The sequence below is a fragment of the Pseudomonas sp. KBN12P06040 genome, assembly GCF_037574965.1.
GTDB classification, from domain to species: domain Bacteria; phylum Pseudomonadota; class Gammaproteobacteria; order Pseudomonadales; family Pseudomonadaceae; genus Pseudomonas; species Pseudomonas aeruginosa.
Window position 1 is genome coordinate 1,980,248 of record NZ_JBBELS010000001.1, and the last position, 25,406, is coordinate 2,005,653.

Consider the following 25,406-nt stretch of genomic DNA (forward strand, 5'->3'; position numbering starts at 1 on the left):
ATGAGCCGAACAGGAGCGACGCCCATGAGTCTCGGTACGATTCTTCTGATCATCCTGATCCTGCTGCTGATCGGCGGCCTGCCGGTCTTTCCTCATTCGCGCAACTGGGGCTACGGACCCTCGGGGATCGTCGGCGCATTGCTGGTGGTGCTGTTGGTCCTGTTGCTGCTGGGCATGATCTAGGGCCCGACCGGGAATGCCGTCGTGGTTGTCCGCCGTCGCGACGGGTATCGGCGGATAACGCCTCCGGCGTTATGCGCCCTACGCGGAGGGTTTCCCTGCTTTCGCTCCGCCCTGGGGTAGGGCGAATAACCGCATCGCGGTTATCCGCCGTTGCGACGGGTATCGGCGGATAACGCCGTTGGCGTCATGCGCTCTACGTAGGATGGTTCGAAGCCTTCGCTTGGTGAAGGGCGGTTTCATCGCGGGGTCCGCCGGGCGCTTTTTTTCCATCGACCGGCTTCACTTGCCTTGCGTCTCGCGCCAGACTGGCGCGCATGCCGATCCAGACGCTCGCCACCCTTGCCGATATCGACGCCGCCGAGTGGGACGCCTTGTTGCCTCCCGCCCAGCCATTCCTGCGTCATGCTTTCCTGTCCGCGCTGGAAGACAGCCGCAGCGTGACGCCCGCCACCGGCTGGCGCCCGGCCCATCGCGTGCTGCGCGATCCGCAAGGGCGCCTGAGCGCGGCGCTGCCGGCCTATGTGAAGGCGCACTCGTACGGCGAATACGTGTTCGACTGGAGCTGGGCCGACGCCTGCCAGCGGGCCGGTATCCGCTACTACCCGAAGCTGCTGGTAGGGGTGCCCTTCACCCCGGTCGCCGGTGCGCGCCTGCTGGGCGAGGACGAAGGGTTGCAGGGGCTGCTCGCGTCCCTTGGCGAGGAGGCCGAGGCGAGCGGTCTGTCGAGCATCCATGTGAATTTCACCGACGCCCGGGCGGACACCTTGCTTGCCGCGCGTGACGGTTGGCTCGAACGCCTGGGCTGCCAGTACCACTGGCACAACCGCGGCTATCGGGACTTCCAGGACTTCCTCGAGGCCCTCAGTTCGCGCAAGCGCAAGCAACTGCGCAAGGAGCGCGAACAGGTCGGCGGACAGGGCATCGAGTTCGAATGGCGGGAAGGCGGCCAGTTGTCCGAACTGGAGTGGGATTTCGTCTATCTCTGCTATGCCAACACCTACCTGGTGCGCGACCGCGATCCCTACCTGAGCCGCGAGTTCTTCGGCCTGCTGGCCGAGCGCATGCCGGAGGCGATCCGCGTGGTCTTCGCCCACCAGCGTGGCAAGCCGGTGGCGATGGCGTTCAGCCTGGTCGCTGGAGACACCCTGTACGGGCGCTACTGGGGATGCCTGGCCGAGTTCGACCGGCTGCACTTCGAGACCTGCTTCTACCAGGGCCTGGAATTCGCCATCGGCGCCGGCCTGGCGCGCTTCGACGCCGGCGCCCAGGGCGAACACAAGCTGATCCGCGGTTTCGAGCCGGTGCTGACGCGCTCCTGGCACTACCTGGCGCATCCCGGTCTGCGCGATGCCGTGGCGCAGTTCCTCGAACAGGAGCGGGCGGGAGTGCGCGCCTACGCCGAGGAGGCCCACGGCCTGTTGCCCTACCGCCAGGCCTGAAGGGAGCCGGAACGATAGGGCGTGGCGTCAGCTCAGCCGTTGCTGGTGCTGCCGCCCCATTCGAGGAAGCGGATCTTGTGCAGCTCGCCGCTATGGTCCTCGTAGACCACGGTCACCGGCACTACGCCGGTCCTGGTCGAATTGTCGGTACGGTGCAGGACATTCTTCACGTCCAGTTGCATGCCGTAGTGGTATTCCTCGACCGGCAGGCCGCGGCCCGGGTCCTTGTCCACGTCCTGGGCGAAGGCCATGGGGGCGAGGCTGGTGATGACGGCGGACACGACAGAGGCAAGTTTCATTCTGTGATTCTCCGTAGCGATGGGGCGAAACCCCCGGTACCGAGCACTGGCATCCTTGGTCGTCCGTGGCCGACGCCAGGTGGACGGGGACGATGCGGCAGGCGTCGGGATCGAGCCGGGGCACGGGTTCGATAAGAACACCGTTTTGCTGGCGGAAAAAATCGAAGCGCGTGTTAGTCGAGATCGACGGCGGTGATGATTGCCGCGCAAAGGCCCGTTGCAGAGCCGTTGACAAGGTCACCCAAGCCGGGCGGCGCGAGCCGCCGCCCGGTGCCGAGGCTTCAGTCGACGCCGACGAAGCCGCCGGTCTGGTGTTGCCAGAGGCGCGCATAGAGGCCGCCATGGGCGAGCAACTCGGCATGCGTGCCGCTTTCGGCGATGTGGCCCTTGTCCAGCACCACCAGGCGGTCCATGCGCGCAATGGTCGACAGGCGGTGGGCGATGGCGATCACCGTCTTGCCCTGCATCAGGGTCTCCAGGCTTTCCTGGATCGCCGATTCGACTTCCGAGTCCAGCGCCGAGGTCGCTTCGTCGAGGATCAGGATCGGCGCGTCCTTGAGCAGCACCCGGGCGATGGCGATGCGCTGGCGCTGGCCGCCGGAGAGCTTCACTCCGCGTTCGCCGACATGGGCGTCGAAGCCGCGGCGGCCCTCGGCGTCGCTGAGCAGCGGGATGAACTCGTCGGCGCGAGCCTTGCGCACCGCTTCCATGAGTTCCGCGTCGCTGGCGCCGGGCCGGCCGTAGAGCAGGTTGTCGCGGATCGAACGGTGCAACAGCGAGGTGTCCTGGGTGACCATGCCGATCTGCGCGCGCAGGCTTTCCTGGGTCACCCCGGCGATGTCCTGGCCATCGACCAGGATGCGTCCGCTCTCCAGGTCGTACAGGCGCAGCAGCAGGTTGACCAGGGTCGACTTGCCGGCGCCGGAAGGTCCGACCAGGCCGATCTTCTCGCCGGGCCGGACCTTCAGGTCGAGACCCTGGATCACGCCGCTGCCCTTGCCGTAGTGGAAGGCGATGTGCTCGAACTCCACCTCGCCGCGCTCTACCCGCAGCGGCTGGGCGTCCTCGCGGTCGACCACCTTGCGCGGCAGGGCGATGGTCTGCATGCCATCCTGGACCTGGCCGATGTTCTCGAAGATGCCGCCGACCACCCACATGATCCAGCCGGACATGTTGTTGATGCGGATCACCAGCCCAGTGGCCAGGGCGATGGCGCCCACCGAGATCAGCTCCTGGCTCCACAACCACAGGGCCAGGCCGGTGGTGCCGGTGATCAGCACGCCGTTCATCACCGTGATGGTCACGTCCATGGAGGTCACTACGCGCCCGGCGCGTTGCGACTTGAGGGTCTGGTCGCCGATCGCTTCGCGGGCGTAGTCCTCTTCCTGGCGGGTGTGGGCGAACAGCTTCAGCGTGGTGATGTTGGTGTAGCCGTCGACGATCCGCCCCATCAGCTTCGAGCGCGAATCCGAGGCCTCCACCGAGCGGCGCTTGACCTGGGGAACGAAGTAGGCGAGGGCGCCGACGTAGGCGAACACCCACAGCACCAGAGGGATCATCAGGCGCCAGTCGGCCTCGGCGAACAGCACCAGGGCGCTGACGGTATAGATCAGCACGTGCCAGAGGGCGTCCACCACCTGCACCGCCGAATCGCGCAACGAGTTGCCGGTCTGCATGATGCGCTGGGCGATGCGTCCGGCGAAATCGTTCTGGAAGAAGCCGAGGCTCTGCTTGAGCACGTAGCGGTGGTTCTGCCAGCGGATCAGGTTGGTCATGCTCGGGTTGATGCTCTGGTGCACCAGCATGTCGTGCAGGGCGTTGAACAGCGGGCGCAGGACCAGCGCCACCACCGCCATCCAGATCAGTTCGTTGGCGTGCACGCGGAAGAATTCCGCGCTGGGCGTGCTCTGGGCGAGATCGACGATGCGACCGAGATAGCTGAACAGCGCCACCTCGATCAGCGCGACGATCAGGCCGACCACCAGCAGGGCCAGGAACACCGGCCAGACCTGGCGCAGGAAGTAGACATAGAAACGCAGCACTTCGCTGGGCGGCATGCGTTCGGAAGCGCTGCGGAACGGGTCGATCAGACGTTCGAAACGACGATAAAGCATGATGGCTCTCTTCTGGAGCGGGCCCGTCCTGGGCCCGCCGGATCAAGCCCCTGCGGCTGGACTCAGAGGCGTTTGGCGGACAGGATCACCACGTCGTCGCTCGGCACGTCGGCGAAGCCGTTGCGGCGGGTGGTGGGAACCTTGGCGATCTGGTCGACCACGCCCATGCCACGCACCACCTTGCCGAACACCGCATAGCCGAAGTCGCGGGCACCATGGTTGAGGAAGTCGTTGTCGGTCAGGTTGATGAAGAACTGGCTGGTGGCCGAATCGACCACGCCGGTGCGGGCCATGGCGAGGGTGCCGCGCTCGTTGAGCAGGCCGTTGTCGGCCTCGTTCTTGATCGGTGTGCGGGTCTTCTTCTCCTGCATGCCGGCGCTGAAGCCGCCGGTCTGCACCATGAAGCCCGGGATCACGCGGTGGAACAGGGTGCCGTCGTAGTAGCCGCTGTCGACGTACTCGAGGAAGTTCTTCACGCTGATCGGCGCCTTGGTCGGATCGAGTTCTACCTCGATCTCGCCGAGGCTGGTGGCGATCAGGACGTGCGGCTTGGCGGCAGGCGTGGCGGCCAGCAGGGAACCGGCGAAGAGCAGGGTGCAGGTGGCGATCAGGAGACGTTTGAGCATGGTTGTTCCTTGGTTTTATCGATATCGGCGAGGAAGCCGAGCAGGGTGGTGTTGAAAATCTCGGGTTGGTCCATCGGCGTGGCGTGGCGGGAGTCCTCCACCACCACCAGGCGGGCGTCGGCGATCCGCTCGCAATAGGCCTGCTTCAGCGATACCGGCGTGTAGTCGCGATCCGCGCTGATCACCAGGGTCGGACAGGCGATCTCGGCCAATCGTTCCTGCACGCCCCAGCCGATGATCGCGTCGAGGCTGGCCAGGTAGGCGCGCTTGTCGTTCTCCGCCCAGCGCGCCTCGATCTTTTCTCGCAGCCCGGCCTGTTCCGCCTTGGGAAACAACAGCCGGCCGAGGGCGCGGCCGATGGTCCGCAGGCTGAGCAGGCGCGAGAGGAGCCTGCGCTTGGCCACTTCCAGGTGTTCGCGGGGCTTGCGCGGGATGACTTCCGGAGTGCTGTTGACGATGGTCAGGCTGCGCAGCAGGTCGGGGCGGTCGCAGGCCAACTGGAAGCCGATCATCCCGCCCATGCTGATGCCGACCAGGTGCACCGGGCCGCAGCCGAGCCGGTCGAGCAGCGCCGCGCAGTCATCGGCGAAGCCGGCCATGCTGTAGCCGCCGCGCGGCTTGCCGGAGCGGCCGTGGCCACGCAGGTCCGGGACCAGCAGGCGGTAGCGGCCCAGCAGGGCCGGCAACTGGTATTCCCAGTCGCGGGCGCTCGAACCGAGACCGTGCAGCAGCAGGACCGGCGCGCGCTCGGCGGGTCCGGGGTGGTCGTCGTAGACGAGGGTGCAGTCGCGGTGCTGGAAGTCAGGCATCTGCGTTCACTCGGCGGCCGGTTCGGGCGCCGCGAAGGGTGCGTTGAGCGGTACGTTGGCGAACGACTTGAGCATTTCCATGAGGATCTGGCTGGCCGGGCCGAGCGGCTTCTCCTTGTTGGTGTAGAGGTAGAAGCGGCTCTGCCGCACGCCGCCCTGGCTCAGCGGCAGCGGCTTGAGCTGGCCGCTCTGCAGTTCGCGCTCGATGATGTGTCGCGGCAGCCAGGCGAAGCCCAGGCCGTTGCCGACGAAGGTCGCCGCGGTAGCCAGGCTGCCCACCGTCCAGCGCTGTTCGGCACCGAGCCAGCCGTGGTCGCGCGGCTGTAGCCGGCCGCTGTCGCGGATCACCACCTGCATCTGGGTTTCCAGGTCCTGGTGGGTCAGCTCGCGTTGCAGGCGGTGCAGCGGATGGTCGGGGTGGGCCACGGCGACGAACTCGACCACGCTGAGGTCGGCGCCGAGGTGGCCGGGAATGATCAGGCCGCTGATCGCCAGGTCGGCGGCGCCCTGGATCAGCGCTTCCTCGACGCCGGAGAGCACTTCCTCGCGCAGCAGCACGCGACAGCCGCGGCTCTGCGGCATGAAGGCGGACAGCGAGCGGACGATCCGCGCGGTGGGGTAGGCGGCGTCCACCACCAGACGCACCTCGGGCTCCCAGCCCTGTTCCATGTGGTGGGCCAGTTCCTCCAGTTGCCCGGCCTGCTTGACCAGTTGCCGCGAGCGGCGCAGCAGCACTTCGCCGGCCTCGGTCAGCACCGCCTTGCGTCCGTCGATGCGCAGCAGCGGCACGCCGAGCTGTTCCTGCATGCGCGCCACGGTATAGCTGATCGACGATTGCGAGCGGTGCAGGGCTTCCGCGGCCTGGGCGAAGCCGCCGTGGTCGACCACCGCCTGCAGGGTCCGCCATTGGTCCAGGGTTACGCGTGGCGCTTTCATTTCCGCCTCCTCGAATGCAGGGATGCCTCGCCGGCGTTTCCGCGGCCGGCAGGCGATGACGAGTGCGCCGGAGGGGCGACTTCGCTTATCGTGTCGTCGGCATCCTGTACGGGATGGCTGTCCATTCTCTTGACGTACGGGATGCCGTGGTTTTCAGGGTGTTGCCATTTTTCCATCTGTCGCTACCGGGAGTCCGGCCATGAAAAGGCTTTGCTGTTTCGCACTATCGCTGCTGCCCCTGTCCGCTTTCGCCTATCCGATCGAGGTCGACCCGCAACTCAACGGCACCGAGGTCTCCTACAGCACCCAGGACATCGGTCGCGACATGGGCGCCATCCTCCTCACCAACCTGGGTGGCCAGGCGGCGGAATGCACGGCGGTGTTCCGCAACGGCCCGGAGACCCCGAAAGTGCGCAAGGGCGTGATCCAGCCCGGGCAGAACAGCAACTTCACCGCGCAGTTCGGCCGCGACATCATCAAGTTGCGGATCAAGCTGACCTGCAAGATCGCGAAATAGAGCGTTCTCTCACCGAAAGACTAGGTGTTGCCTGTTTATAAATCAATATGGTCGATATTTAACAGCGGTTTTTTCAACTTTTTAATCGATTAATCATTCTCTACCCTCACCTCCATCGTTGTATCGCAGTGGGTGGAGGTCGAGTCATGTCCCGTGTCCTGGTTATCGAGAGCAGTGCCCGCCAACGGGGCTCGGTTTCCCGCCTGCTGACGGCGGAATTCATCTCCCACTGGAAAGCCGCGCATCCCGCTGATCGCTTCCAGGTCCGCGACCTGGCGCGCGAGCCGCTGCCGCACCTCGATGAATTATTGCTGGGAGCCTGGACCACTCCCTGCGATGGCCATAGCGCTGCGGAAAGGCGCGCCCTCGAGCGTTCCAATCGCCTGACCGAGGAGTTGCGGATAGCGGACGTGCTGGTGCTGGCGGCGCCGATGTACAACTTCGCCATTCCCAGCAGCCTGAAGAGCTGGTTCGACCATGTGCTGCGCGCCGGCCTGACCTTCCGTTACGCCGAGCAGGGGCCGGAAGGCCTGCTACAGGGCAAGCGCGCCTTCGTTCTCACCGCCCGTGGCGGAATCTACGCCGGCGGCGGTCTCGACCACCAGGAACCCTATCTGCGCCAGGTGCTGGGCTTCGTCGGCATCCACGACGTCACCCTCATCCACGCGGAGGGCATGAACATGGGCCCGGAGTTCCGTGAGAAAGGCCTGGCGCGAGCCCGCGAGCGGATGCTGCAGGCGCTGGAAACGAACACTTCCCTTTGCGTCCCTCTGCCAACGCTCCGGTGATTGGACGCAGCACCCGGTCGAACCCCTTCCCCCCGCGTGTTCGACCGGGTTTTTTTATTTCGCGATGGTTCCAGGCCCCGGATTCCGGAGCGCAGACAGTCTGGCAGGGGCTTTCGCGCTGGCGTTGTCGCATCGACACGGGTGAACGGCGCCAGGGGGCCGCGGGGACTGTTGCAAGGAGGACGGTGAACCCTGCCCGCAGAATGCTGTTGGCGGGCCGTGCATTGCGCCACCCGCCTCGCCGGCCCGGGTGTTCAGTCGGTGCGCGCGCCCAGCAGATATTCGATACGTTCGATCACGCTTGCCGCTGTGGTGGCGCCTGAACTCAGTTGCTTCAGATCACCAGCCAGGTCAAGCAGAAGGGTGGGGAATGCGCGTACGCCCCACTCTCCACACTGGGCGAATTGCCGATAGACGGCTTGCCGTGCAGCGGCAGTGGCGAAATGCGCGCGGAAGTCTTCGAACGATAGCGAAGCGTCTTCGCAAATGGATCTATAAAAGTCCACGTTCTTGGGGTCCTCGCCTTCGACATAGAACTTGCGCTGCACGGCAGAGAAAAATGCCAGGGTCGCGGAGGCGACAGGCCGCTTCTGGTCGAGCATTTGCTCGGCGACCACAACGGCTCGGCAGGCAGGCTCCGTGTCATAGTCGAAATGCTTTGTCGACAGCAGGGAAAAACCGAATGGTTGACCGGTGACCTTGGCGATATGGGTCCATTCCCGGCGTAGAAACTCCCGGAACTCCGGCCCCCATGCGTCGCCCCCGCCCGCGCGCAGGCCGCCCATGGTGAGGGTGAAGCCGATACCCTTCTGTTCGCAGTACCGTGCGAGTTCTTCGAGCGTGGAGGAAATACCCCAGCACCAGGAGCACATGGGGTCGCCGATGTACCTGAGCGTGACTTCGCCGCCAGGGGCCTGCTTCGCCCCCTGGGGAAGGATGGGAGCAGCGTCGGGAATCCGGCAACTGCCGGTGGCCGGATCGCAGTTCATGAGTGTCATGGTTGGAGTCCACAGGTTGAGGCTGTATGGAGGTCTGCCGCGGCTATCGCGCCGCCAGCGCAGTGCCGGCCAGCCAATCGGTCGTCACGGGGCCCAGAACAGTTCGGCATAAGCCTTCTCGTCGAGCAGCGCATCCAGTTGCCCCGGGTTGCTGAGTTTGACCCTGAAGAACCAGCCGGCGCCCAACGGGTCGGTGTTGGCAAGCGTCGGGGTGTCGCGCAAGGCCGCGTTGACGGCGATGATTTCGCCGGAGACGGGGGTGTACAGGTTCGTCACCGCTTTGTCCGACTCGATCTCGGCCGCGGCGGCTCCCTGCGCCAACGTCTCGCCGACGTTGGGCAGGATCACCGAAATCAGGTTGCCCAGGCCGTCCAGCACCCGTGGGGTGACACCGACGACAACGCTGTCGATAGCGTGGCCATCGAGGGTATCGGCGAGGCGAACCCAGTAATGGTCTTTGGAAAATTGCATGGACACGGTCGTCTCCCGTTCAACCCGGAAAAACAGAGGTTATGCTGGCGCCCCCAGGCGTTTCTGGTCGGCGCCAGCGACTTTCGACGCCCAAGGCGCCGCAGCCTGGCCCTAGGCCGTCAGGGCGGCGACCTTGTCTTGTGCGTATTCCCGCAGTGTCCGCGGTCTCTTGCCGGTGAGCTTCATGACATCGTCGGTCACCAGGCTCATCCAGCCTTGGCGCACCGGGTGGAAGATCGAGGCCATGTGCGCCGCATTGGCGGCGGGCACACCGTTGTTCTCCAGCATGTCGATGAACGCCTTGTCCGATGTCGCGGCGTATCGCACGGGCTTGCCGGTCACTTCGGACAGAATCGCCGCGGCATCGGCATAACTGAGCGCTTCGGGACCGGTGAGGTTGAATGCTTTGCCGTCGAAAGCGGTTGAGGTGAGCGCGGCGATGGCGCTGGCCGCAATATCGCGCACATCGATGAAACTGGTCCTGCTATCGCCGGCTGGCAAGGCGATCTGACCCTGGTCGAGGCCGGCTTTCCAGAATTGATGGAAATTGTCGGAGAACCAGTTCGGCCGCAAGATCACATGGGGCGTGCCGGATTTCTCCAGCAGGATTTCCATTTGGCGCATGGGGTTGGCGTCATTCGCATCCACGCCAAAGGCGCTCTGGAAGACTATTTTCACCTTGCGGCTTGCGGCGGCTTCGACGAACGGCAGGAGCAGATCGCGTACGTTTAGGTAGCCGGCGGGCAGGAGCATGTAAGTGCGATCCACACCCTCCAGGGCGGCGGCGATGGTTTCCGGTTTGCCGAAATCGAAGGGCGTACTCTCGACTCCATCCATTTTCCGATTTGCGCGGGAAGCGGCCTTGACGGCCTCTCCCTTGGCCAGCAGGCCTTCGACTAACGGCTTGCCGACTGTTCCCGTCGCACCTAGAACAAGAATTTTCTTCGACATATCGATCTTCAGGATGTCCGCCTCGAGCAGCGGGACGCGTTCAGGAAAGTCCAGGGGGGCTGACGTCGGCTGCGAAACCCAGCCACGGGTCTCGTCTGCGCTAGCGCTGGCGTCAGTCCGCGTAGAACCGGTACCTAGCGAGGGCTCAGCACTGGTCGGGGTGTTCCTCCAGTCCTTCGGCCTGTAGCGCGGCCCTGACTGCCGGACGGGCTGCAGTCCTGGCCATGAAATCCATCAAGGCTGGGAATGGGGCCAGCGAAATGCCGAATTGGGGGCACCAGCGCGTAAGGGCGAAGAGATGTGCGTCCGCGACGGAGAACTCGTCACCCAGGATGTATGGGCGGCCGTCCGCGAGGAGGTTGTTCAGGTAGGCCACTTTGGCTATCACTGGGCGCTGCGCGGCCGTGGGGTCGTCCGAAGGGGAGAGGTAGAACAGCGGGGTGAAGGACTTGTGGTAATCCGAAGAGAGGTAATTCAGTATCTCGTGCAAACGGCTGCGTTCCAGCGTTCCGTTGGCTGGCACCAACGTTGGGGCGTAGCGATCCGCGAGGTATTGGCTGATGGCGGCGCCTTCGGTCAGCAAGCCGCCTTCGAACTCGAGGGCGGGCGCCGTGCCCTTCGGGTTGATCTGGAAGTAATCGCCGCCCGAGGCGGTCTTGTGCTGCCACAGGTCGACCTTGGCCAGTTCGTGAGGCACGTTGGCCTCGCGAAGCACGATGTGGATGGCCAGCGAGCAAGAGCCGGGGGAGTAGTACAGTTTCATGATCGATATCCTTCGAGGTAGTTGCAGGTTCAAGCGACGCGCGCAGGGTGCGCCGGTGATTCATCGGCGCCTGGCTCAGGCGTGCAGCTGTTGTCCGATCCTGGCGACGCGAGCGGCGTAGAGCTTCACGGTCTCGAGATCGCCGCTGGGAATGGCCTGGGCATCCGCGTCGGACGGCGACTGCACCAGCGCGCCGACCGAGGCGCCGAGGTTGTTGATATCCGCGCGGCTCGAGGCCGAGGTGTTGGCGGGAGCCAGGCCCAGGCTGACCCAGATGCCGCCGTGCTGGGACGCCAGCGTGTGCATGAGGATCAGGGAAACCTGCTTGTCGCCGTTCAGGCTTGCGCTGTTGGTGAAGCCGCCGAAGACCTTGTCCTGCCACTGCCGAACAAACCACTTCTTGGAAGTGGCGTCCGCGAACTTCTTGAATTGCCAAGGCACCGAGCCCATGTACGTGGGCGCGCCGAAGAGGATGGATTGCGCCTGGTCGAGCAGGTCCCAGGCTGCCTCGGGAATGTTGCCCTCGCTATCGATCTCGATCAGCGAAGCCTGTGCGCCTTCCGCCGCCGCTTGTGCTACGCGCTTGGTATGGCCATATCCGGAGAAATAAACAACGACTGCTTTTGACATGATGGTTCCCTGGTGGGTGGACGGAAGGAACCATAATTGGGATTGAGAATAAGAAAAATATTATCCAAAGTTACTCTTGGTTCAATAATCGCGAACAATCTATGGACAAACTCACCGCCATGGCCACCTTCGTGAAGGTGGTGGACGCCGGCAGCTTCACACGCGCGGCCGATGCCCTGGGCCTGCCGAAAGCTCGCGTTTCGCAGCGCGTCAGCGATCTTGAAAAGCATCTAGGCGTGCGCTTGCTCAATCGTACGACCCGTGCCCTGAGCCTTACGCACGATGGCAGCGCGTACTTCGACAAATGCCAGGTCCTGCTGCAGCAGATAGACGAACTGGAGGCCACGCTCAGGGGCGGGACGGCGACGCCCATCGGCCGGCTCAGAGTGGACTCCCTGATCACCATCGCCCGATGGGTGATCGCTCCAAGGCTGCACGACTTCCAGGCGCGCTACCCGAGGATCCAGCTGCGGCTGAGTAGTTCGGACCGGATCAGCAATCTGCTGGAGGACGGCATCGATTGCACGATCCGGGGAGGTGCGCTCAAGGACTCCAGCATGATCGCCAGGCATCTTTGCGACATCCAGATGGGCTTGTATGCCTCGCCCGAGTACCTGGCCTCCATAGGCGGCGTAGACAGTCCGGACGATCTATCGCAGTTCAGGCGGTTGAGCTGGTTCAGCGGCAGGGAGCGCAACCCGTTCATGTGGGAGCTGGAGTCCGGCCCGGAGCGTTTCGTGGTGCAGTCCGGCGATGGAATGCAGTTCGACGAACCCGACGTGGCTATTTCGGCCTGCGTGGCGGGCAGCGGCATCTGCCCTGGCGCCCCATTCGCGGTGGCTGGATTCGTACGCGCAGGGAAACTTGTTCCGGTACTGCCGCAATGGCACTTTTCTGCGGCGCCGGTGCATGTCATCTACCCGGGCTCCAGGCACCTGTCGGTTCGTGTGCGCTGCTTTGTGAACTGGGTCATGGAGCTGTTCGCGGAGAACCCCGAGATACAGCTCACGCCCATCGCGCTGGCGCTCGAGTCCGGCCTCGCGCAACGAACCTGAGGCCCGCCGCCGCCATTCCGGGGCAGCTCGTACCTTCCGCTATCCGGTGTGCGTGACCCGGATGCAAGGCTCGGCGGGTTCAGCCCCGGTTAGCGGACAAGCCGTTGTCCGGGACCGGCCGGTTCCTGGCGCCGAGTCGCGCCGACAGCACGATGGCGAGGACGATCAGGGCGCCGCCGAGGAACATCCGCGGCCCCGGTGTCTCATGGAACAACAGCCAGGCGAAGGCGATCCCGTAGACCGGCTCCAGGGCGAATACCAGCGCCGCGGTGCGGGCCTTGACCACCGCCAGGCTGGCCACGAACAGGCTGTGCGCCAGGCCGGTGCAGAACACGCCCAGCAGGGCCAGCCAGAGCCAGTCGAGAGCGGGTAGCGCCGGTAGTTCGCCGACCGCGAACGGCAGCAGGCACAGGGCGACTACCAGGTTCTGCCAGAGCGCCGCCTGCACCGGGCCGACCTGCCCGCTGTTGCTGCGGTTGGCCAGCGACAGCAGGGCGAACAGCAGGCCGGAAAGGATCGCCCAGAGCAGGCCGAGGGTGGCGCCGCTGGCGAGGTCGAAGTTCGGCGTGACCAGCACCAGGCCAAGGCTGACCAGGACTACCAGCAGTCCTTCCGCGAGATGAATGCGCTCGCGGAAGAGCAGCCCTTCGAGGATTACCGTGAAGGCCGGGAAGCTGGCGAAGCCGAGGGTGGCGATGGCCACGCCGGCGGTCTTCACGGCGATGAAGAAACTCACCCAGTGCCCGGCCAGGAGCAGGCCGCAGAGCGCCAGGCGCAGCCATTGCGCGGATCCCAGGGCGCGCCAGGCCTGGCCCGCGAGGCGGGCGAAGAGGCCGAGGGCGAGCACCGCGAACAGCGCGCGACCGAACACGATCACCCCGGGGGAGGCGCTGGCCAGCTTGCCGAATACCCCGGTCAGGCCGAAGAGGAGGGCGCCGCCGTGCAGGGCGGCGAGGGCGGAACGTCGATTCATGGGGATCCTTCAGGCCAGGCGCGCACCGTTGGGCAGGGGCTTGTCGAAGCCGGCCAGGACCACCTTGTCCTCGCTATCGTAGACCCCGGTGACCAGGACCTCCGAGCGCACTCCGGCGATCTGCTTCGGAGCGAAGTTGCAGACGCAGAGAACCTGACGGCCGACCAGTTCCTCGGCCTGGTAGTGCGCGGTCAGTTGCGCACTGGAGGTGCGCAGGCCGAGCGGACCGAGGTCGACCTCGAGGATGTAGGCGGGTTTGCGTGCCTTGGGGTTGGGCGCGGCGCCGAGGATGGTGCCGACGCGCAGTTCGACGCGTTCGAAATCCTGCCATTCGATGATGTCCATGCTGACTCCTGGTCTGTCGATGGGCAGAGAGTAAGGGGTCGCGACGGATTTGTCTGTCGTGCGGCTAGCCGGTTTTGTCGCGGGACTCGCGACGCAATTGCCGCGGGGTGACGCCGAACTCGCGGACCAGCGCCGCGGTGAAGGCGCTCTGCGAGGCGTAGCCGACCCGGGCGGCGATCTCGCCCACCGCCAGGCTGCTCTCCAGCAGCAGTTCGTGGGCCTGGTGCAGGCGCCGGCTGCGCGCGTAGTCCATGGGCGTCTGCCCGGTCTCGGCGAGGAACAGGCTGTGGAAGCGCGCCACCGAAAGACCGGCCAGCCGTGCCAGGTCGGCGACCTGCAACGGATGGGCGGCATGGCGGTCGAGGTAGGCGTCCAGGCTGGCCAGCGGCAGGCGGGGCTGCTGGCGCGGCGGCTGGCGCTCGCTGGCCAGGCTGGCGAGGAGCAGGCCGGCGCCCTGGTGGGCGATCACCGGGTCGTTGATCGGGCCGCTGGCCAGCCAGTTCACCAGTTGGCCCTGGGCGGGCGTCAGCGACAGCGCCTGCGGTCGCTCGAACAGCCGCCTGCCGGCTTCGGCGTGTTCGCCCAGGCCCAGCAGCAGGCTGCCGTCGCAGGGCAGGTCGAGGACCAGGCAGCGGCTGCCGGCGGGACTCGAGCAGGCATGCCGGGCTTGCGCCGGCACCACCGCGAAGGTCTGCCGCAACACGCGGCTGCCGCGCCCCTCGACCTCGAACTCGAGGCAGCCGCTGAGGCCCAGGACCAATTGGGCATGGTCATGGCTGTGGACGATCTGGTCGTGGCTGTAGTGGCGCAGGGAAAGGATCGAACCCATGGCGAAGCTCCCGGAGGCAGGCGCCCAGTCTACCCGCTGGCGCCGGCGACAGACAGTCGCGCCCTGTCACGCAACGGTCGCCGGCCTGTCACAGTCGTTTCACCGGCGCCGTCCAAGATCGGAAAAACACCGTCGGAGACCCGCCGATGAGCACCGCGCAACGCTTCACCTCGAACCGCAAGCAGCGGGTTCGGACCCTGTGGATCTCGGATGTCCACCTGGGGACGCGGGATTGCCAGGCCGAACACCTGGCGGCGTTCCTCAAGCGCTACCACGCCGATCGCATCTACCTGGTGGGCGACATCATCGACGGCTGGAAGCTGCGCGGCGGCATCTACTGGCCGCAGGCGCACACCAACGTGATCCGCCGCCTGCTCACCCTGAGCAAGCGCGGCACCGAGGTGATCTACGTCACCGGCAACCATGACGAATTCCTGCGCCGCTATTCGAGCCTGATCCTCGGCAACATCCGCCTGGTCGACGAGGCGGTGCACAGTACCGCCGACGGCCGCAAGCTGCTGGTGATACACGGCGACCAGTTCGACGTGATCACCCGCTACCACCGCTGGCTGGCGTTCCTCGGCGATTCCGCCTACGAGTTCACCCTGCTCCTCAACCGTTGGCTGAACCACTGGCGGCGGCGCTGGGGCTACGGCTACTGGTCGCTGTCGGCGTACCTCAAGCACAAGGTCAAGACCGCGGTGAACTTCATCAGCGACTTCGAGGAAGCCATCGCCCACGAGTGCCACAAGCGCGGGCTCGACGGGGTGGTCTGCGGGCACATCCACCATGCCGAGATCCGCCGCATCGAGGGCGTCGACTACCTCAACTGCGGCGACTGGGTAGAATCCTGCACGGCGCTGATCGAACATTGGGACGGCAGCATCCAGCTCTACCGCCTGGCCGAGGAGCAGGCGCGTCTGGCGGCGCAGGCCGCGGCGGTCGAGCCGGCGGCATGAGGCTATTGATCGTCAGCGACGCCTGGTTACCGCAAGTCAACGGAGTCGTCACCAGCCTGCTGGCCCTGCAGCGCGAGCTGGAACTGCTGGGCCACCAGGTACGGGTGCTGTCGCCCGCCGACTTTCGCTGCCTGCCCTGTCCCAGCTATCCGGAAATCCCCCTGGCCTGGAATCTCTGGCGCCTCGGCGGGCTGATCGAGGCCTTCGCCCCGGATGCCGTGCACCTGGCCACCGAGGGGCCGCTCGGCTGGGCCGCGCGGCGCTGGCTGGGCAAGCGCGGCCTGGACTTCACCTCGGCGATCCATACGCGTTTTCCCGAATACCTGCGTGACCGCTGTCCGTGGCTGCCGCTGTCCTGGGGCTATGCCTTCCTGCGCGCCTTCCATCGGCCGAGCCGGGCGGTGCTGGTGAGCACCCCGCGCCTGCGCGACGAGTTCTGCGCCTGGCGCTTCCAGCACCTGCGGCTGTGGCGCAAGGGCGTCGATACCGAACTGTTCCATCCCGCCGAGACACCCCCGGCGGAAGAGCGGCCGCCGGTGTTCCTGTATGTCGGGCGGCTGGCGACGGAAAAGAACCTGGAGGCGTTCCTCGATCTCGAACTGCCGGGCGAAAAATGGCTGGTGGGCGACGGCCCGCAGCGGGCGGCGCTGGAGCAGCGCTATCCACAGGCGCGTTTTCTCGGCTACCGCCATGGCCGCGCACTGGCCGACGCCTACCGGGCGGCCTCGGTGCTGGTGTTTCCCTCGCTGACCGATACCTATGGCCTGGTGATGCTCGAAGCACTGGCCTGCGGCGTGCCGGTGGCGGCCTTCGCCGTGCCGGGGCCGCTGGATGTATTGCAGCAGGGCGTGACCGGGGTCATGCACGAGGATCTTGGCGAAGCCTGCCGCCAGGCGCTGGCGCTGGATCGCCAGGCCTGCGGGCGCTGGGCGCGGGAGCAGTCCTGGCGGGTTTCGGCGGAGGAGTTCCTGGCGCTGCAGGCGAGCGGTCCGCGGACTGCGCCGGAATGGCGCGACGAACTGCCGGCGGCGCTCGACGAACTCAGAGGATGACCTTGTCGCGTAGGCGCTCGGCGGCCTGTTGCAGGGCCTGGATGACCCGTTCCTTGTCGTAGTTCTGGATGTTGTTGGTGTCCAGGTACATGGAGAAGCCGGGCAATTCGTGCTCGACGTAGCTGGGCGCGGCGCCGAGGTCGCGGCGCGAGTCCACCACCTGGTAGATCTGCACCGGGCGGCTGAAGCCCTTGACCGCGATCTGGCCCTTGTCGCGGCACATGATCACGTCCTTGATCAGCGAGTAGGTCTCGTGGGAAATGAGGATTTCGCCGGCTTCCGAGGCGCTTTCCAGGCGGCTGGCGAGGTTCACCTCGCGGCCGATGATGGTGTAGTCCATGCGCGTGTCGGCGCCGAAGTTGCCCACCGTGCAATAGCCGGTGTTGATGCCCATGCGGATTTCCAGCGGCTTGGTGATGCCCTGGGCCCGCCACTGCTGGCGCAGCACCTTCATGTGCTTGCGCATGGCGATGCCCATCGATACCGCAGCCACCGCGTCCTTCTTCGCGCCCTGAGTGCTGGGGTCGCCGAAGAACACCATGACGCAGTCGCCGACGAACTTGTCGATGGTACCGCCGTACTTGAGGGCGATCTTCGACATTTCGTTGAGGTAGTTGTTGAGCAGGTCGGTCAGGGCCTCGGCTTCCAGCTCCTCGGATAGCTCGGTGAAGCCGCGGATGTCGGAGAAGAACACGGTGAGCTTCTTGCGCTGGGTTTCCAGGCGCACGCTCTTCTTGCCGCTGAAGATCATTTCCCAGACCTGCGGCGACAGGTACTTGGCCAGGTTGCGCGCGAGCCGCGCGGCCTTTTCCTGCTCGCGGGCGATCTCCTGGCGCACCTGGGCCAGGCGCAGGCCCTGCTGGTGGCCGAAGAAGGCGGTGATGCAGATGTACAGTCCGCAGAACAGGATGCTGACCGCGGCCACCTCGACCGGGGTATTGCCCAGCAGCGGCGGGGCGACGAGCACGGCGACCAGCAGGGCGCTGCTGGCCGATACCAGCAGGGCCATGCCGAGCAGGCGCAGGCCGCCGATGACCAGCGCGGTGAAGCTCAGCACCAGCAGGAACATCAGGCTGGGCACCACGGAGAAGCCGAGCAGCGCCATGCCCAGGCCACAGTGCACGGCGTCGACCGCGAGCAGGGCGCGGGTCACCTTGCGCGGGTCGTGCTGGCGGAAGCGCTGGCCGAGGTGGTACGCCAGGTGCGGGTAGAGCAGCGCATAGGGCACCATCCAGAGGATGCCGTAGCTGAAATACTGGGTGTAGGTTCCCGCCGCGATGCTGGCGCCACAGGCGATATAGGCCAGCACGCGCGAATAGTATTCACGCATGGACGCGACGGACCGGCTCGTCGGCGAGCGGTCGGGGAGGGTAGGCTTCATGCGCTGGAGAGGATCCCTGTGTATTTTCGTCCCGGCTCGGCCTCGTGAGCTTTCCGCCTGAGGAATGGCGGTTGGCCAGGTTGCTGGCGGAATCTTAACCAAGCGTTTGCGCGGCGGCCAGTGACAGCTGAGCGATAGTTCAGGAAAGCGCACCGATCCGGGACCGACGGTCGTCCCGGCGGAGCGACCGGCCCGGGCGGCCGGCCGCGCGGGACGGGTCAGAAGCGGATGCGGCCGGTGAAGGCGTCCTTGAGCATCACCCAGTCGCCCATGAACGACCACAGCGGGTACTTGAAGGTGGCCGGGCGGTTCTTCTCGAAGACGAAGTGGCCGACCCAGGCGAAGCCATAGCCGACCAGCGGCAGCGCCAGCAGCCATAGCCACTGCTGGCTGGCCACGGCGAGGAACAGCACCGCCAGCACCAGCAGGCTGCCGACGTAGTGCAGGCGCCGGCACACCGCATTGCTGTGTTCCTGCAGGTAGTAGGGGTAGAACTCGGCGAAACTGTGGAAACGCTCGTCGTCAGGGCTGCTCATGGAATGCCTCCTCTCGTTGTGTCCGCGCAGTGTAGTGCGGGCCGCACGATGTCGCGGATGACATACAGGGCCAGTTTAGTATCCTTGGGCCGCCAGGCCGGTCGACGGTCGGCGTGCCTCCCGCCAGAACAAGAAGAGACCGATGCCGGAACGTACAACCTTGTCCAGCTGGGTCCAGGGCATCGTCCTCGCCCTGGAGCTGGAAGGCCTCGACGGACGCCAGCTGTTCGCCGAGCTGGGCCTCGACTACCAGGCCTTGCAGGACCCCGACGCGCGCTTCCCGCAGGATGCGATGAGCCGTCTGTGGCAGCGTGCGGTGGCGCTCAGCGGCAACCCGGCGATCGCCCTGAACATCGCCCGGGTCCGGCGCCCGGCTTTCCACGTCGTCGGCTATGCGCTGATGTCGAGCCGCAACCTGGCGGAAGGCTTCGCGCGCCTGGAACGCTACCAGCGGATCATCGCGGAAGCCTCCGACCTGACTTTCCGCCGCACGCCGCAGGGCTATCGACTCGGCGTCACGGTGCATGGTGATCGCCTGCCGGCGCCGCCGCAGAGTGCCGAATGCTCGCTGGCCTACCTGGTGGACATGGTCCGCTGGATCACCGGCCGGCCGCTGGACCCGCTGGCGGTGGAACTGCCCGGCGCGCCCCGCGAGCCGCTGGTACCCTATGCCGAGCTGTTCCGCGCGCCGCTGCGCTTTCACGCCGAGGAGTTCGCGCTGGTGTTTTCCCGCGTCGACCTCGAGACGCCGCTACCCTCGGCCAACGAGGCGCTGGCCCAGTTGCACGATCGCTTCGCCGGCGAATACCTGGCGCGTTTCAGCACCAGCCGCATCACCCATCTGGCCCGGCAGACCCTGTGCCGGCTGTTGCCGCAGGGAGAACCCAAGCGCGAACGAGTGGCCCAGGCGCTGCACCTGTCGCAGCGCACCTTGCAACGACGCCTCCAGGAGGAGGGCACCAGCTACCAGCAACTGCTCGACGACACACGTCGGGATATGGCCGATCAGTATCTCCAGCAGCCCGGCCTGACCTTGCTGGAGGTCGCCTACCTGCTGGGTTTCGCCGATCCGAGCAATTTCTTCCGGGCATTCCGCCGCTGGTTCGGCTGCACGCCCAACGAATACCGGGCGCGCCGCCAGGAGCGCCCGGGCTAGTCGCCAGGCCAGGCGGTACGCTTCAGGGCTGCCCGGCGGGTTGCGCCGAGGCCTGGCGCAGGGTCCAGTCGAGGACCTGGGCCGACAGCGTGTCGCCGGCCTTGCCGAAGGCGCTGACCACCGCCGCGACCTTCTTGCCGTCCACCGGCTGGCTGACCTCGAAACGCCGGCTGGCGACCACGCGCTTGTCGTCGGTACGCACCAGGCGCGCGTCGTAGCGGATCAGCGCGCTGGCCTGGCCGTTCGGGTACTCGGTCTGGAAGGCGCGAAGGTCGCCGCCCAGTTCGAAATCGGCCTGCAGGTTGCTGTCGTCGCTGCTCAGGCCGCGGACCCGGCCGTCGGCCTGGAACGCCTGCATCAGACGGTCACGCAGCAGCGACGGTGCCGGATCGCTCCAGCGCGCGCCCTGGTACACGCTGATTTCGTCGCCGTGCGGGCGCACCGCGATGCGCGGGCTCTCCAGCACCAGGCTGGTACGCGGCCGGGCGATCCGCAGCGACCAGTCGACCGGCCGCGCGGCGGCGCTGGCCGGAGGGTTGTGCACCGGTAGCAGGTAGACCTGGAGGACCTGCGCTTCCGGCAGGATCGAGCAGGCGCCGAGGGTGGCGAGCGCGGCCAGGGACAGGCGACGCAGCGGGCGAAGGGCGAGCCTCATGGGGTGAACTCCTTGGTTTTTTCCCGGCCCAGCAGGTAGTTCGCCGGGTTCTCTTCCAGGCGCCGGCTGATTCCGCGCAGTGCCGCCAGGGTATCGCGCAGTTCGCTGACCGCCGGGCCCAGCTCGGCGAGTCCCTGGATGCCGCCGTCCAGCGAGTGGCGATTCTCGCTGATCAACTGGTCGAGGGTGGCGCTGGTGCGCTCCAGCGAAGCCATGGTCTTGTTGGCGTTTTCCAGCATCCCCTTGCCTTGCTCGTTGAGCAGGCCGTTGGCGCTGCGCATCAACTCGCTGGCCTGGGCCAGCGCGGCGTTGGCCTGCCTGCTCGCCTGGGCCAACTGCTGCATCACCGCGCTGACGTTCTCGCGCTCGGCGGAGAGCGCGCCGGTGGCCTGGTCGAGATGGTCGAGGGTGCGGCTGATGCGCGCTGTGTTTTCCTCGGAGAGCAGGTTGCTGAAGCGCGCGATGAGCTGGTTGATGTTGCCCATCAGGTCTTCGCCGTTGCTCAGCAACTGGGTCAGCGGCGAGGGCGTGGCGACGATCACCGGGATCTTCCCGTCCTTGCCCTCCAGCATCGGGCTGGCGGGCGTGCCGCTGCTGAGCTGGATGATCGAGGTGCCGGTGATCCCGGTGAGCGCCAGCTTGGCGGTGGTGTCCTGCTTGATCGGCGCGCTGGCCACCACGCGGATGCGTGCCCAGACCTTGCGCGGGTCCTGCGGATCGAGGCGGAGGAAGGCCACGTCGCCGACCTTGATCCCGCTGTACTGCACCGAGCTGCCCTGGGAAAGGCCGCTGACCGCTTCGTTGAAGACGATGTCGTAGTAGTTGAACTTGCCCTCCGAGCCGGACTTGGCCAGCCACAGGCCGAAGAGCAGGGCGGCGCCGATCACGATCACGCTGAACAGGCCGATCAACACATGGTGGGCTCGGGTTTCCATCTCAGTGATTCTCCGGCACGGCGGCGGCTTGGTGGGCGGCGCGCCCGCGCGGCCCGTGGAAGTATTCGCGGACCCAGGCGTCGTCGGTGGCGGCGACCCGTTCCAGGGTATCGACCACCAGGACCTTCTTCTGCGACAGCACGGCGACCCGGTCGCAGATGGTGTACAGGGTGTCCAGGTCATGGGTGACCAGGAACACCGTCAGGCCGAGGGCGTCGCGCAGGGTACGGATCAGGTTGTCGAAGGCCGCCGCGCCGATCGGGTCGAGGCCGGCGGTGGGCTCGTCGAGGAACAGGATGTCCGGGTCCAGCGCCAGGGCGCGGGCCAGGGCGGCGCGCTTGATCATGCCGCCGGAAAGCGAGGCCGGATACTTGTCGCCGGCGTTGGCCGGTAGCCCGGCCAGGGCCAGCTTGACCTGGGCCAGGTGCTCGGCGTCGGCGCGCGGCAGGCCGGCGTTCTCGATCAGCGGCAGGGCGACGTTCTCCACCACGGTAAGCGAGGAAAACAGCGCGCCCTGCTGGAACAGCACGCCGAAGCGCCGTTCGACCAGGGAGCGGCGCTCCTCCGGCAGTTGCAGCAGGTCTTCGCCGAACACCCGCACGCTGCCGGAGGTCGGCCGGCGCAGGCCGACGATACTGCGCAGCAGCACCGACTTGCCGGTGCCGGAGCCGCCGACCACGCCGAGGATCTCGCCGCGACGGACGTCGAGGTCGAGGTGCTCGTGGACCGCCTGGGCGCCGAAACGGTTGCACAGGTCGCGGACCTGGATGATCGCCTGCGGGTTGTCCTGGCTCACCAGCCCATCTCCATGAAGAACAGCGCGGCGAGGGCGTCGAGCAGGATCACCACGAAGATCGAGTGGACCACGCTGGTGGTGGTGTGCTCGCCCACCGACTGGGCGCTGCCGCTGACCTTGAAGCCTTCCAGGCAGCCGATCACGGCGATCAGGAAGGCGAACAGCGGGGCCTTGCTGATACCGACCAGGAAATGCTGTACGCCGATTCCGTCCTCCATGATCGACAGGAACATCGCCGGCGGGATGTCCAGGGTCCAGGCGCAGACGGTCATGCCGCCGACGATGCCGCAGAGCATGCCGACGAAGGTCAGCATCGGCAGCGATACCAGCAGCGCCAGCACCCGCGGCAGCACTAGCAGCTCGATGGGGTTGAGGCCGAGGGCGCGGATCGCGTCGATCTCCTCGTTGGCCTTCATCGAACCGATCTGCGCGGTGAAGGCGCTGGCGGTGCGGCCGGCCATGAGGATCGCGGTGAGCAGCACGGCGAACTCGCGGAGGAAGGAGAACACCACCAGGTTGACCGTGTAGATGGTCGCGCCGAAGTTGGCCAGCACCGTGGCGCCGAGGAAGGCGATCACCGCGCCGACCAGGAAGGTCAGCAGGGCGATGATCGGCACCGCGTCCAGGCCGCTCTTCTCGATGTTCGCCACCAGCGGCGTGACCCGCCAACTGGCCGGGCGGACCAGGCTGCGGAACAGGGTCTCCAGGGTCAGGCCGATGAAGCCGAGGAGTGCCTTGAGGTGCAGCCAGAAGGTCTCCATGGCACAACCGATGCGAGCCAGCAGTTCGATGGCGGTGGTCGGCGGCTTGGGTTTCTCCGGCTCGCAGAAGTCGTGCAGGGCGTGGCCGACGGTCTTCAGCAGGGCCTGGCGCTCGCGCGGCAGGCCGGGCTCCAGCTCGGCGAGGTCGGCCAGGCGCTCGGCGCCGAGCAATTCGGCGAGCAGGGCGGCGCCGGCGGTATCCAGGGCGCCCAGTTGGCTCAGGTCGAAGCTGGCGTTGCCCGCCACTTCGCTGCGCAGGCGCGTCACCTCGCGCTCCAGAGCCGTGTAGTGGGCGAGCGTCCAATCACCTATGGCTCTGACGCGGGCGGGCTGGGTGGAGCTATCCAGGCTCACGTGGCCGGGTTGCGGCTGTGTCGTCATGGTGCAGAAGCTTACACCGGCTTTTCAGTCCCTGAGTAGAGCCATTGCAGACAGGCCCGTGAGCGCTCAGTGGCGCCAGAACGCCGGGGTCAGCAGGACCAGCACGGTGATGATCTCCAGGCGGCCGAGCAGCATGCCGGCGGCCAGCAGCCACTTGGCGGCGTCCGGCAGGCTGGCGAAGTTGCCCGAGGGGCCGATGATGGGGCCCATCCCCGGGCCTACGCCGGCCACGGTGCTGGCGGCGCCGGTGAGGGCGGTCATCCAGTCCAGGCCGATCAGCGACAGGCAGAGGGCGAGCAGGCAGACGACGATGGCGAAGAAGAACGAGAAGGTCAGGATCGAGCGGACGATTTCCTCGTCCAGCCGATGGCCGTTGTAGTTCTGCTTGAGCACCGCGCGCGGGTGGATCAACTGGTAGAGGTTGGCCTTGAGCAGGGTGTAGGCGACCTGGAAGCGGAAGATCTTGATGCCGCCGGCGGTAGAGCCGGAGCAACCGCCGATGAAGCCGAGGTAGAAGAACAGCATGATCGAGAAGTGCCCCCACATGCTGTAGTCGCCGAGGGCGAAGCCGGTGGTGGTGACCACCGAGGTGACATTCACCGCGACGATGCGGAAGGCATCCATCCAGGGCAGCTTGGAGGTTACCGCGTACCAGGTGCCCATCAGCAGCCAGGTCACCAGCAGCAGGCCGAGCAGGCCGCGGACCTGCTGGTCCTTGATCAGCGCCTTGCGGTGTCCGCGCAGGGTGGCGACGTAGAGCGCGAACGGCAGGCTGCCGAGGATCATCACCACTACCGCGGTCCAGTGCACCGCCGGCTGCTTCCACTTGGCCAGGGATTGGTCGGAGGTGGAGAAACCGCCGGTGGAAATCGCCGACATGGCGTGGTTGACCGCGTCGAACGGGCTCATGCCGGCGCCCCAGAAGGCCAGGCTGCCGAGCAGGGTGATGCCGACATAGGTGGCGACGATGTACTTGGCGACCATGTGCGAGCGTGGCAGGACCTTTTCCGAGCGGTCCGAGGATTCGGTCTGGAACAGGCGCATGCCGCCGATCCGCAGCATCGGCAGGATCGCCACGGCCATGGCGATGAAGCCGATGCCGCCCAGCCAGTGCAGCAGCGAGCGCCAGATGAGGATGCCCGGGGACATGTCGTCCAGCCCGCTGAGCACGGTGGAGCCGGTGGCGGTGATCCCCGACATGCTTTCGAAGAAGGCATCGGTGTAGCTGATGTGCTGCTGCAGGACGAACGGCAGGGCGGCGAAGATGCATACCAGCACCCAGCTCGATACGGTGAGCATGTACATGTCCCGCGGGCGCAGGTGGACATGCTCGGGACGCCCCGGCAGGACCAGGCCGAGGCCGGTGACGAAGGTGGCGACGCTGGACCAGATGAACGCCTGGATGCCTTCGGTACGGTCGAAGGCGAGCATGGTCAGGATCGGGACCAGCATGCTGGCGGCCAGAGTGATCAGGAAGATGCCGATGATGAAACCGAGGATGCGTAGGGTCGGCAAGGCCATGGATCGTGGGGCTCTGGGCGGTGGCGGACCGGTCATTCTACCAGCCGTCCGCGGAGAGTAAATCTGCCGCTGCGCCCCTCTTCACAGCAGCCGCGAAATCGCTAGAATCTCGCTTCGCCCGCCGGCGCTCGCCGGTTTCTCTGGTGTTCTGCCAACCATGTCGACTGACAATCCGTGTCTTACCTGCGGCGCCTGCTGTGCGCATTTTCGTGTGTCTTTCTATTGGGGCGAGTGCCGTTCCGCAGGCGGCGTCGTACCCGACGAACTGACCGTCCGCATCAGCCCGCAGATGGTCGCCATGAGCGGTACCGAGAACAAGCCGGCGCGCTGCGTCGGGCTGCTCGGCGAGGTCGGTTGCGGCGTTCGCTGCACCGTCTACGAGCAGCGCTCGAGTACCTGCCGCGAGTTCGAGGCGGCCTGGGCCAACGGCCAGCCCAACCCGGCCTGCGATGCCGCGCGCGCCGCCTACGGCCTGCCACCGTTGACCCCGCCGCTGCAGCCGCACCTGGCGCCGGGACGGGTCGCCTGAGAGCGGGCGTGAGCCTGG

At 66.3% G+C, this 25,406-nt stretch carries 29 protein-coding genes; 9 read left to right on the forward strand and 20 right to left on the reverse strand.

The window, feature by feature from the left end:
- The first annotated feature begins 24 nt into the window (after positions 1–24).
- Together VQ067_RS09335 and VQ067_RS09340 are read left to right on the forward strand one after the other, a co-directional pair.
- On the forward strand, positions 25–183 hold the full coding sequence (locus VQ067_RS09335) for a DUF3309 family protein (RefSeq protein ID WP_003091542.1): 159 nt from the start codon (positions 25–27) through the stop codon (positions 181–183).
- A gap of 314 nt (positions 184–497) precedes the next feature.
- Positions 498–1,622, forward strand: a complete 1,125-nt coding sequence (locus VQ067_RS09340; RefSeq protein WP_003091541.1) for a GNAT family N-acetyltransferase — start codon at positions 498–500, stop codon at positions 1,620–1,622.
- 32 nt (positions 1,623–1,654) lie between these two features.
- On the opposite strand, the gene VQ067_RS09345 is transcribed toward VQ067_RS09340, so the two are convergent.
- From VQ067_RS09345 to VQ067_RS09365, 5 genes are all read right to left on the reverse strand, one after another.
- On the reverse strand, positions 1,655–1,921 hold the full coding sequence (locus VQ067_RS09345; RefSeq protein WP_003091540.1) for a DUF2790 domain-containing protein: 267 nt from the start codon (positions 1,919–1,921) through the stop codon (positions 1,655–1,657).
- A gap of 281 nt (positions 1,922–2,202) precedes the next feature.
- Positions 2,203–4,035 (reverse strand): ABC transporter ATP-binding protein, encoded by a 1,833-nt coding sequence (locus VQ067_RS09350; protein ID WP_003109184.1) that lies wholly within the window; start codon positions 4,033–4,035, stop codon positions 2,203–2,205.
- Positions 4,036–4,097: 62 nt separating this feature from the next.
- Positions 4,098–4,661, reverse strand: coding sequence for a peptidylprolyl isomerase PpiA (gene ppiA, locus VQ067_RS09355; RefSeq protein ID WP_033990925.1), 564 nt, complete (start codon positions 4,659–4,661; stop codon positions 4,098–4,100).
- Entirely contained in the window at positions 4,643–5,470 is an 828-nt protein-coding gene (locus VQ067_RS09360) for an alpha/beta fold hydrolase (RefSeq protein WP_003091537.1), read from the reverse strand. The genes ppiA and VQ067_RS09360 overlap by 19 nt, the downstream gene beginning before the upstream one ends.
- Positions 5,471–5,476: 6 nt before the next feature.
- On the reverse strand, positions 5,477–6,406 hold the full coding sequence (locus VQ067_RS09365) for a LysR family transcriptional regulator (protein ID WP_003091534.1): 930 nt from the start codon (positions 6,404–6,406) through the stop codon (positions 5,477–5,479).
- A gap of 199 nt (positions 6,407–6,605) precedes the next feature.
- Between VQ067_RS09365 and VQ067_RS09370 the strand changes: the two genes are divergently transcribed.
- Positions 6,606–6,923: a hypothetical protein gene (locus tag VQ067_RS09370; RefSeq protein WP_003091533.1), complete on the forward strand. Its 318-nt coding sequence runs from the start codon at positions 6,606–6,608 to the stop codon at positions 6,921–6,923.
- 146 nt (positions 6,924–7,069) lie between these two features.
- Positions 7,070–7,711, forward strand: coding sequence for an FMN-dependent NADH-azoreductase AzoR3 (gene azoR3, locus VQ067_RS09375; protein WP_317951680.1), 642 nt, complete (start codon positions 7,070–7,072; stop codon positions 7,709–7,711).
- A 254-nt stretch (positions 7,712–7,965) separates the two neighbouring features.
- Here the strand turns inward: azoR3 and VQ067_RS09380 are convergent, their stop codons facing one another.
- The 5 genes from VQ067_RS09380 to VQ067_RS09400 all read right to left on the reverse strand — a co-directional run bounded on the left by VQ067_RS09380 (position 7,966) and on the right by VQ067_RS09400 (position 11,524).
- Positions 7,966–8,709, reverse strand: a complete 744-nt coding sequence (locus tag VQ067_RS09380) for a DsbA family protein (protein WP_023097368.1) — start codon at positions 8,707–8,709, stop codon at positions 7,966–7,968.
- A gap of 84 nt (positions 8,710–8,793) precedes the next feature.
- Positions 8,794–9,180, reverse strand: coding sequence for a glycine cleavage system protein H (locus tag VQ067_RS09385; RefSeq protein ID WP_015502610.1), 387 nt, complete (start codon positions 9,178–9,180; stop codon positions 8,794–8,796).
- A 111-nt stretch (positions 9,181–9,291) separates the two neighbouring features.
- Positions 9,292–10,131, reverse strand: coding sequence for an SDR family oxidoreductase (locus VQ067_RS09390; RefSeq protein ID WP_023100910.1), 840 nt, complete (start codon positions 10,129–10,131; stop codon positions 9,292–9,294).
- A 145-nt stretch (positions 10,132–10,276) separates the two neighbouring features.
- A complete protein-coding gene (locus VQ067_RS09395) occupies positions 10,277–10,894 on the reverse strand; it encodes a glutathione binding-like protein (protein ID WP_021265061.1) in 618 nt (205 codons plus the stop codon).
- A 75-nt stretch (positions 10,895–10,969) separates the two neighbouring features.
- Positions 10,970–11,524 carry an NAD(P)H-dependent oxidoreductase gene (locus tag VQ067_RS09400; protein WP_003091518.1) on the reverse strand — a complete coding sequence of 185 codons (555 nt, stop codon included), beginning with the start codon at positions 11,522–11,524 and terminating at the stop codon, positions 10,970–10,972.
- A gap of 101 nt (positions 11,525–11,625) precedes the next feature.
- Between VQ067_RS09400 and VQ067_RS09405 the strand changes: the two genes are divergently transcribed.
- On the forward strand, positions 11,626–12,579 hold the full coding sequence (locus tag VQ067_RS09405) for a LysR family transcriptional regulator (protein WP_009313729.1): 954 nt from the start codon (positions 11,626–11,628) through the stop codon (positions 12,577–12,579).
- A 79-nt stretch (positions 12,580–12,658) separates the two neighbouring features.
- Here the strand turns inward: VQ067_RS09405 and VQ067_RS09410 are convergent, their stop codons facing one another.
- From VQ067_RS09410 to VQ067_RS09420, 3 genes are all read right to left on the reverse strand, one after another.
- Positions 12,659–13,552 carry a DMT family transporter gene (locus VQ067_RS09410; RefSeq protein WP_003130462.1) on the reverse strand — a complete coding sequence of 298 codons (894 nt, stop codon included), beginning with the start codon at positions 13,550–13,552 and terminating at the stop codon, positions 12,659–12,661.
- A 9-nt stretch (positions 13,553–13,561) separates the two neighbouring features.
- On the reverse strand, positions 13,562–13,897 hold the full coding sequence (locus tag VQ067_RS09415; protein WP_003091512.1) for a tRNA-binding protein: 336 nt from the start codon (positions 13,895–13,897) through the stop codon (positions 13,562–13,564).
- 64 nt (positions 13,898–13,961) lie between these two features.
- On the reverse strand, positions 13,962–14,726 hold the full coding sequence (locus VQ067_RS09420; protein WP_003091511.1) for a helix-turn-helix domain-containing protein: 765 nt from the start codon (positions 14,724–14,726) through the stop codon (positions 13,962–13,964).
- A 146-nt stretch (positions 14,727–14,872) separates the two neighbouring features.
- Here VQ067_RS09420 and VQ067_RS09425 point away from each other — a divergent pair, with 146 nt between their 5' ends.
- Together VQ067_RS09425 and VQ067_RS09430 are read left to right on the forward strand one after the other, a co-directional pair.
- Positions 14,873–15,685, forward strand: coding sequence for a UDP-2,3-diacylglucosamine diphosphatase (locus VQ067_RS09425; protein ID WP_003091510.1), 813 nt, complete (start codon positions 14,873–14,875; stop codon positions 15,683–15,685).
- Positions 15,682–16,737 carry a glycosyltransferase family 4 protein gene (locus VQ067_RS09430; RefSeq protein WP_033938783.1) on the forward strand — a complete coding sequence of 352 codons (1,056 nt, stop codon included), beginning with the start codon at positions 15,682–15,684 and terminating at the stop codon, positions 16,735–16,737. The genes VQ067_RS09425 and VQ067_RS09430 overlap by 4 nt, the downstream gene beginning before the upstream one ends.
- Here VQ067_RS09430 and VQ067_RS09435 read toward each other — a convergent pair.
- Both VQ067_RS09435 and VQ067_RS09440 read right to left on the reverse strand, forming a co-directional pair.
- Positions 16,727–18,118 (reverse strand): protein CyaB, encoded by a 1,392-nt coding sequence (locus VQ067_RS09435; RefSeq protein WP_003124349.1) that lies wholly within the window; start codon positions 18,116–18,118, stop codon positions 16,727–16,729. The two genes, VQ067_RS09430 and VQ067_RS09435, sit on opposite strands and share 11 nt — an antisense overlap.
- A gap of 218 nt (positions 18,119–18,336) precedes the next feature.
- Positions 18,337–18,654: an Mpo1-like protein gene (locus VQ067_RS09440; protein ID WP_003091504.1), complete on the reverse strand. Its 318-nt coding sequence runs from the start codon at positions 18,652–18,654 to the stop codon at positions 18,337–18,339.
- A 142-nt stretch (positions 18,655–18,796) separates the two neighbouring features.
- Here VQ067_RS09440 and VQ067_RS09445 point away from each other — a divergent pair, with 142 nt between their 5' ends.
- On the forward strand, positions 18,797–19,810 hold the full coding sequence (locus VQ067_RS09445) for an AraC family transcriptional regulator (protein ID WP_033990924.1): 1,014 nt from the start codon (positions 18,797–18,799) through the stop codon (positions 19,808–19,810).
- 22 nt (positions 19,811–19,832) lie between these two features.
- Here the strand turns inward: VQ067_RS09445 and VQ067_RS09450 are convergent, their stop codons facing one another.
- From VQ067_RS09450 to VQ067_RS09470, 5 genes are all read right to left on the reverse strand, one after another.
- Positions 19,833–20,465 carry an ABC-type transport auxiliary lipoprotein family protein gene (locus VQ067_RS09450; RefSeq protein ID WP_003091501.1) on the reverse strand — a complete coding sequence of 211 codons (633 nt, stop codon included), beginning with the start codon at positions 20,463–20,465 and terminating at the stop codon, positions 19,833–19,835.
- Positions 20,462–21,400, reverse strand: coding sequence for an MlaD family protein (locus VQ067_RS09455; RefSeq protein ID WP_003091500.1), 939 nt, complete (start codon positions 21,398–21,400; stop codon positions 20,462–20,464). The genes VQ067_RS09450 and VQ067_RS09455 overlap by 4 nt, the downstream gene beginning before the upstream one ends.
- A 1-nt stretch (position 21,401) precedes the next feature.
- On the reverse strand, positions 21,402–22,196 hold the full coding sequence (locus VQ067_RS09460) for an ABC transporter ATP-binding protein (protein WP_003091499.1): 795 nt from the start codon (positions 22,194–22,196) through the stop codon (positions 21,402–21,404).
- Positions 22,193–23,338 carry an MlaE family ABC transporter permease gene (locus VQ067_RS09465; protein WP_003116404.1) on the reverse strand — a complete coding sequence of 382 codons (1,146 nt, stop codon included), beginning with the start codon at positions 23,336–23,338 and terminating at the stop codon, positions 22,193–22,195. Before VQ067_RS09465 ends, VQ067_RS09460 begins: the two co-directional genes overlap by 4 nt.
- A gap of 66 nt (positions 23,339–23,404) precedes the next feature.
- A complete protein-coding gene (locus VQ067_RS09470) occupies positions 23,405–24,859 on the reverse strand; it encodes a TrkH family potassium uptake protein (RefSeq protein ID WP_003091497.1) in 1,455 nt (484 codons plus the stop codon).
- Between the two features lie 157 nt (positions 24,860–25,016).
- On the opposite strand from VQ067_RS09470, the gene VQ067_RS09475 reads away from it, so the two are divergent.
- Positions 25,017–25,388, forward strand: a complete 372-nt coding sequence (locus tag VQ067_RS09475; RefSeq protein ID WP_003114826.1) for a YkgJ family cysteine cluster protein — start codon at positions 25,017–25,019, stop codon at positions 25,386–25,388.
- Positions 25,389–25,406 lie beyond the last annotated feature (18 nt).

Bases quoted from the DNA above. Each gene is read 5' to 3' on its own strand.
- VQ067_RS09425 (WP_003091510.1), top strand. From the start codon at position 14,873: ATGAGCACCGCGCAACGCTTCACCTCGAACCGCAAGCAGCGGGTTCGG.
- ppiA (WP_033990925.1), bottom strand. From the start codon at position 4,661: ATGCTCAAACGTCTCCTGATCGCCACCTGCACCCTGCTCTTCGCCGGT.
- VQ067_RS09450 (WP_003091501.1), bottom strand. From the start codon at position 20,465: ATGAGGCTCGCCCTTCGCCCGCTGCGTCGCCTGTCCCTGGCCGCGCTC.
- VQ067_RS09470 (WP_003091497.1), bottom strand. From the start codon at position 24,859: ATGGCCTTGCCGACCCTACGCATCCTCGGTTTCATCATCGGCATCTTC.
- VQ067_RS09370 (WP_003091533.1), top strand. From the start codon at position 6,606: ATGAAAAGGCTTTGCTGTTTCGCACTATCGCTGCTGCCCCTGTCCGCT.
- VQ067_RS09475 (WP_003114826.1), top strand. From the start codon at position 25,017: ATGTCGACTGACAATCCGTGTCTTACCTGCGGCGCCTGCTGTGCGCAT.
- VQ067_RS09415 (WP_003091512.1), bottom strand. From the start codon at position 13,897: ATGGACATCATCGAATGGCAGGATTTCGAACGCGTCGAACTGCGCGTC.
- VQ067_RS09380 (WP_023097368.1), bottom strand. From the start codon at position 8,709: ATGACACTCATGAACTGCGATCCGGCCACCGGCAGTTGCCGGATTCCC.
- VQ067_RS09445 (WP_033990924.1), top strand. From the start codon at position 18,797: ATGCCGGAACGTACAACCTTGTCCAGCTGGGTCCAGGGCATCGTCCTC.
- VQ067_RS09335 (WP_003091542.1), top strand. From the start codon at position 25: ATGAGTCTCGGTACGATTCTTCTGATCATCCTGATCCTGCTGCTGATC.
- VQ067_RS09385 (WP_015502610.1), bottom strand. From the start codon at position 9,180: ATGCAATTTTCCAAAGACCATTACTGGGTTCGCCTCGCCGATACCCTC.
- VQ067_RS09420 (WP_003091511.1), bottom strand. From the start codon at position 14,726: ATGGGTTCGATCCTTTCCCTGCGCCACTACAGCCACGACCAGATCGTC.
- VQ067_RS09405 (WP_009313729.1), top strand. From the start codon at position 11,626: ATGGACAAACTCACCGCCATGGCCACCTTCGTGAAGGTGGTGGACGCC.
- VQ067_RS09440 (WP_003091504.1), bottom strand. From the start codon at position 18,654: ATGAGCAGCCCTGACGACGAGCGTTTCCACAGTTTCGCCGAGTTCTAC.
- VQ067_RS09430 (WP_033938783.1), top strand. From the start codon at position 15,682: ATGAGGCTATTGATCGTCAGCGACGCCTGGTTACCGCAAGTCAACGGA.
- VQ067_RS09410 (WP_003130462.1), bottom strand. From the start codon at position 13,552: ATGAATCGACGTTCCGCCCTCGCCGCCCTGCACGGCGGCGCCCTCCTC.
- azoR3 (WP_317951680.1), top strand. From the start codon at position 7,070: ATGTCCCGTGTCCTGGTTATCGAGAGCAGTGCCCGCCAACGGGGCTCG.
- VQ067_RS09390 (WP_023100910.1), bottom strand. From the start codon at position 10,131: ATGTCGAAGAAAATTCTTGTTCTAGGTGCGACGGGAACAGTCGGCAAG.
- VQ067_RS09465 (WP_003116404.1), bottom strand. From the start codon at position 23,338: ATGACGACACAGCCGCAACCCGGCCACGTGAGCCTGGATAGCTCCACC.
- VQ067_RS09395 (WP_021265061.1), bottom strand. From the start codon at position 10,894: ATGAAACTGTACTACTCCCCCGGCTCTTGCTCGCTGGCCATCCACATC.
- VQ067_RS09350 (WP_003109184.1), bottom strand. From the start codon at position 4,035: ATGCTTTATCGTCGTTTCGAACGTCTGATCGACCCGTTCCGCAGCGCT.
- VQ067_RS09455 (WP_003091500.1), bottom strand. From the start codon at position 21,400: ATGGAAACCCGAGCCCACCATGTGTTGATCGGCCTGTTCAGCGTGATC.
- VQ067_RS09365 (WP_003091534.1), bottom strand. From the start codon at position 6,406: ATGAAAGCGCCACGCGTAACCCTGGACCAATGGCGGACCCTGCAGGCG.
- VQ067_RS09435 (WP_003124349.1), bottom strand. From the start codon at position 18,118: ATGAAGCCTACCCTCCCCGACCGCTCGCCGACGAGCCGGTCCGTCGCG.
- VQ067_RS09360 (WP_003091537.1), bottom strand. From the start codon at position 5,470: ATGCCTGACTTCCAGCACCGCGACTGCACCCTCGTCTACGACGACCAC.
- VQ067_RS09400 (WP_003091518.1), bottom strand. From the start codon at position 11,524: ATGTCAAAAGCAGTCGTTGTTTATTTCTCCGGATATGGCCATACCAAG.
- VQ067_RS09345 (WP_003091540.1), bottom strand. From the start codon at position 1,921: ATGAAACTTGCCTCTGTCGTGTCCGCCGTCATCACCAGCCTCGCCCCC.
- VQ067_RS09340 (WP_003091541.1), top strand. From the start codon at position 498: ATGCCGATCCAGACGCTCGCCACCCTTGCCGATATCGACGCCGCCGAG.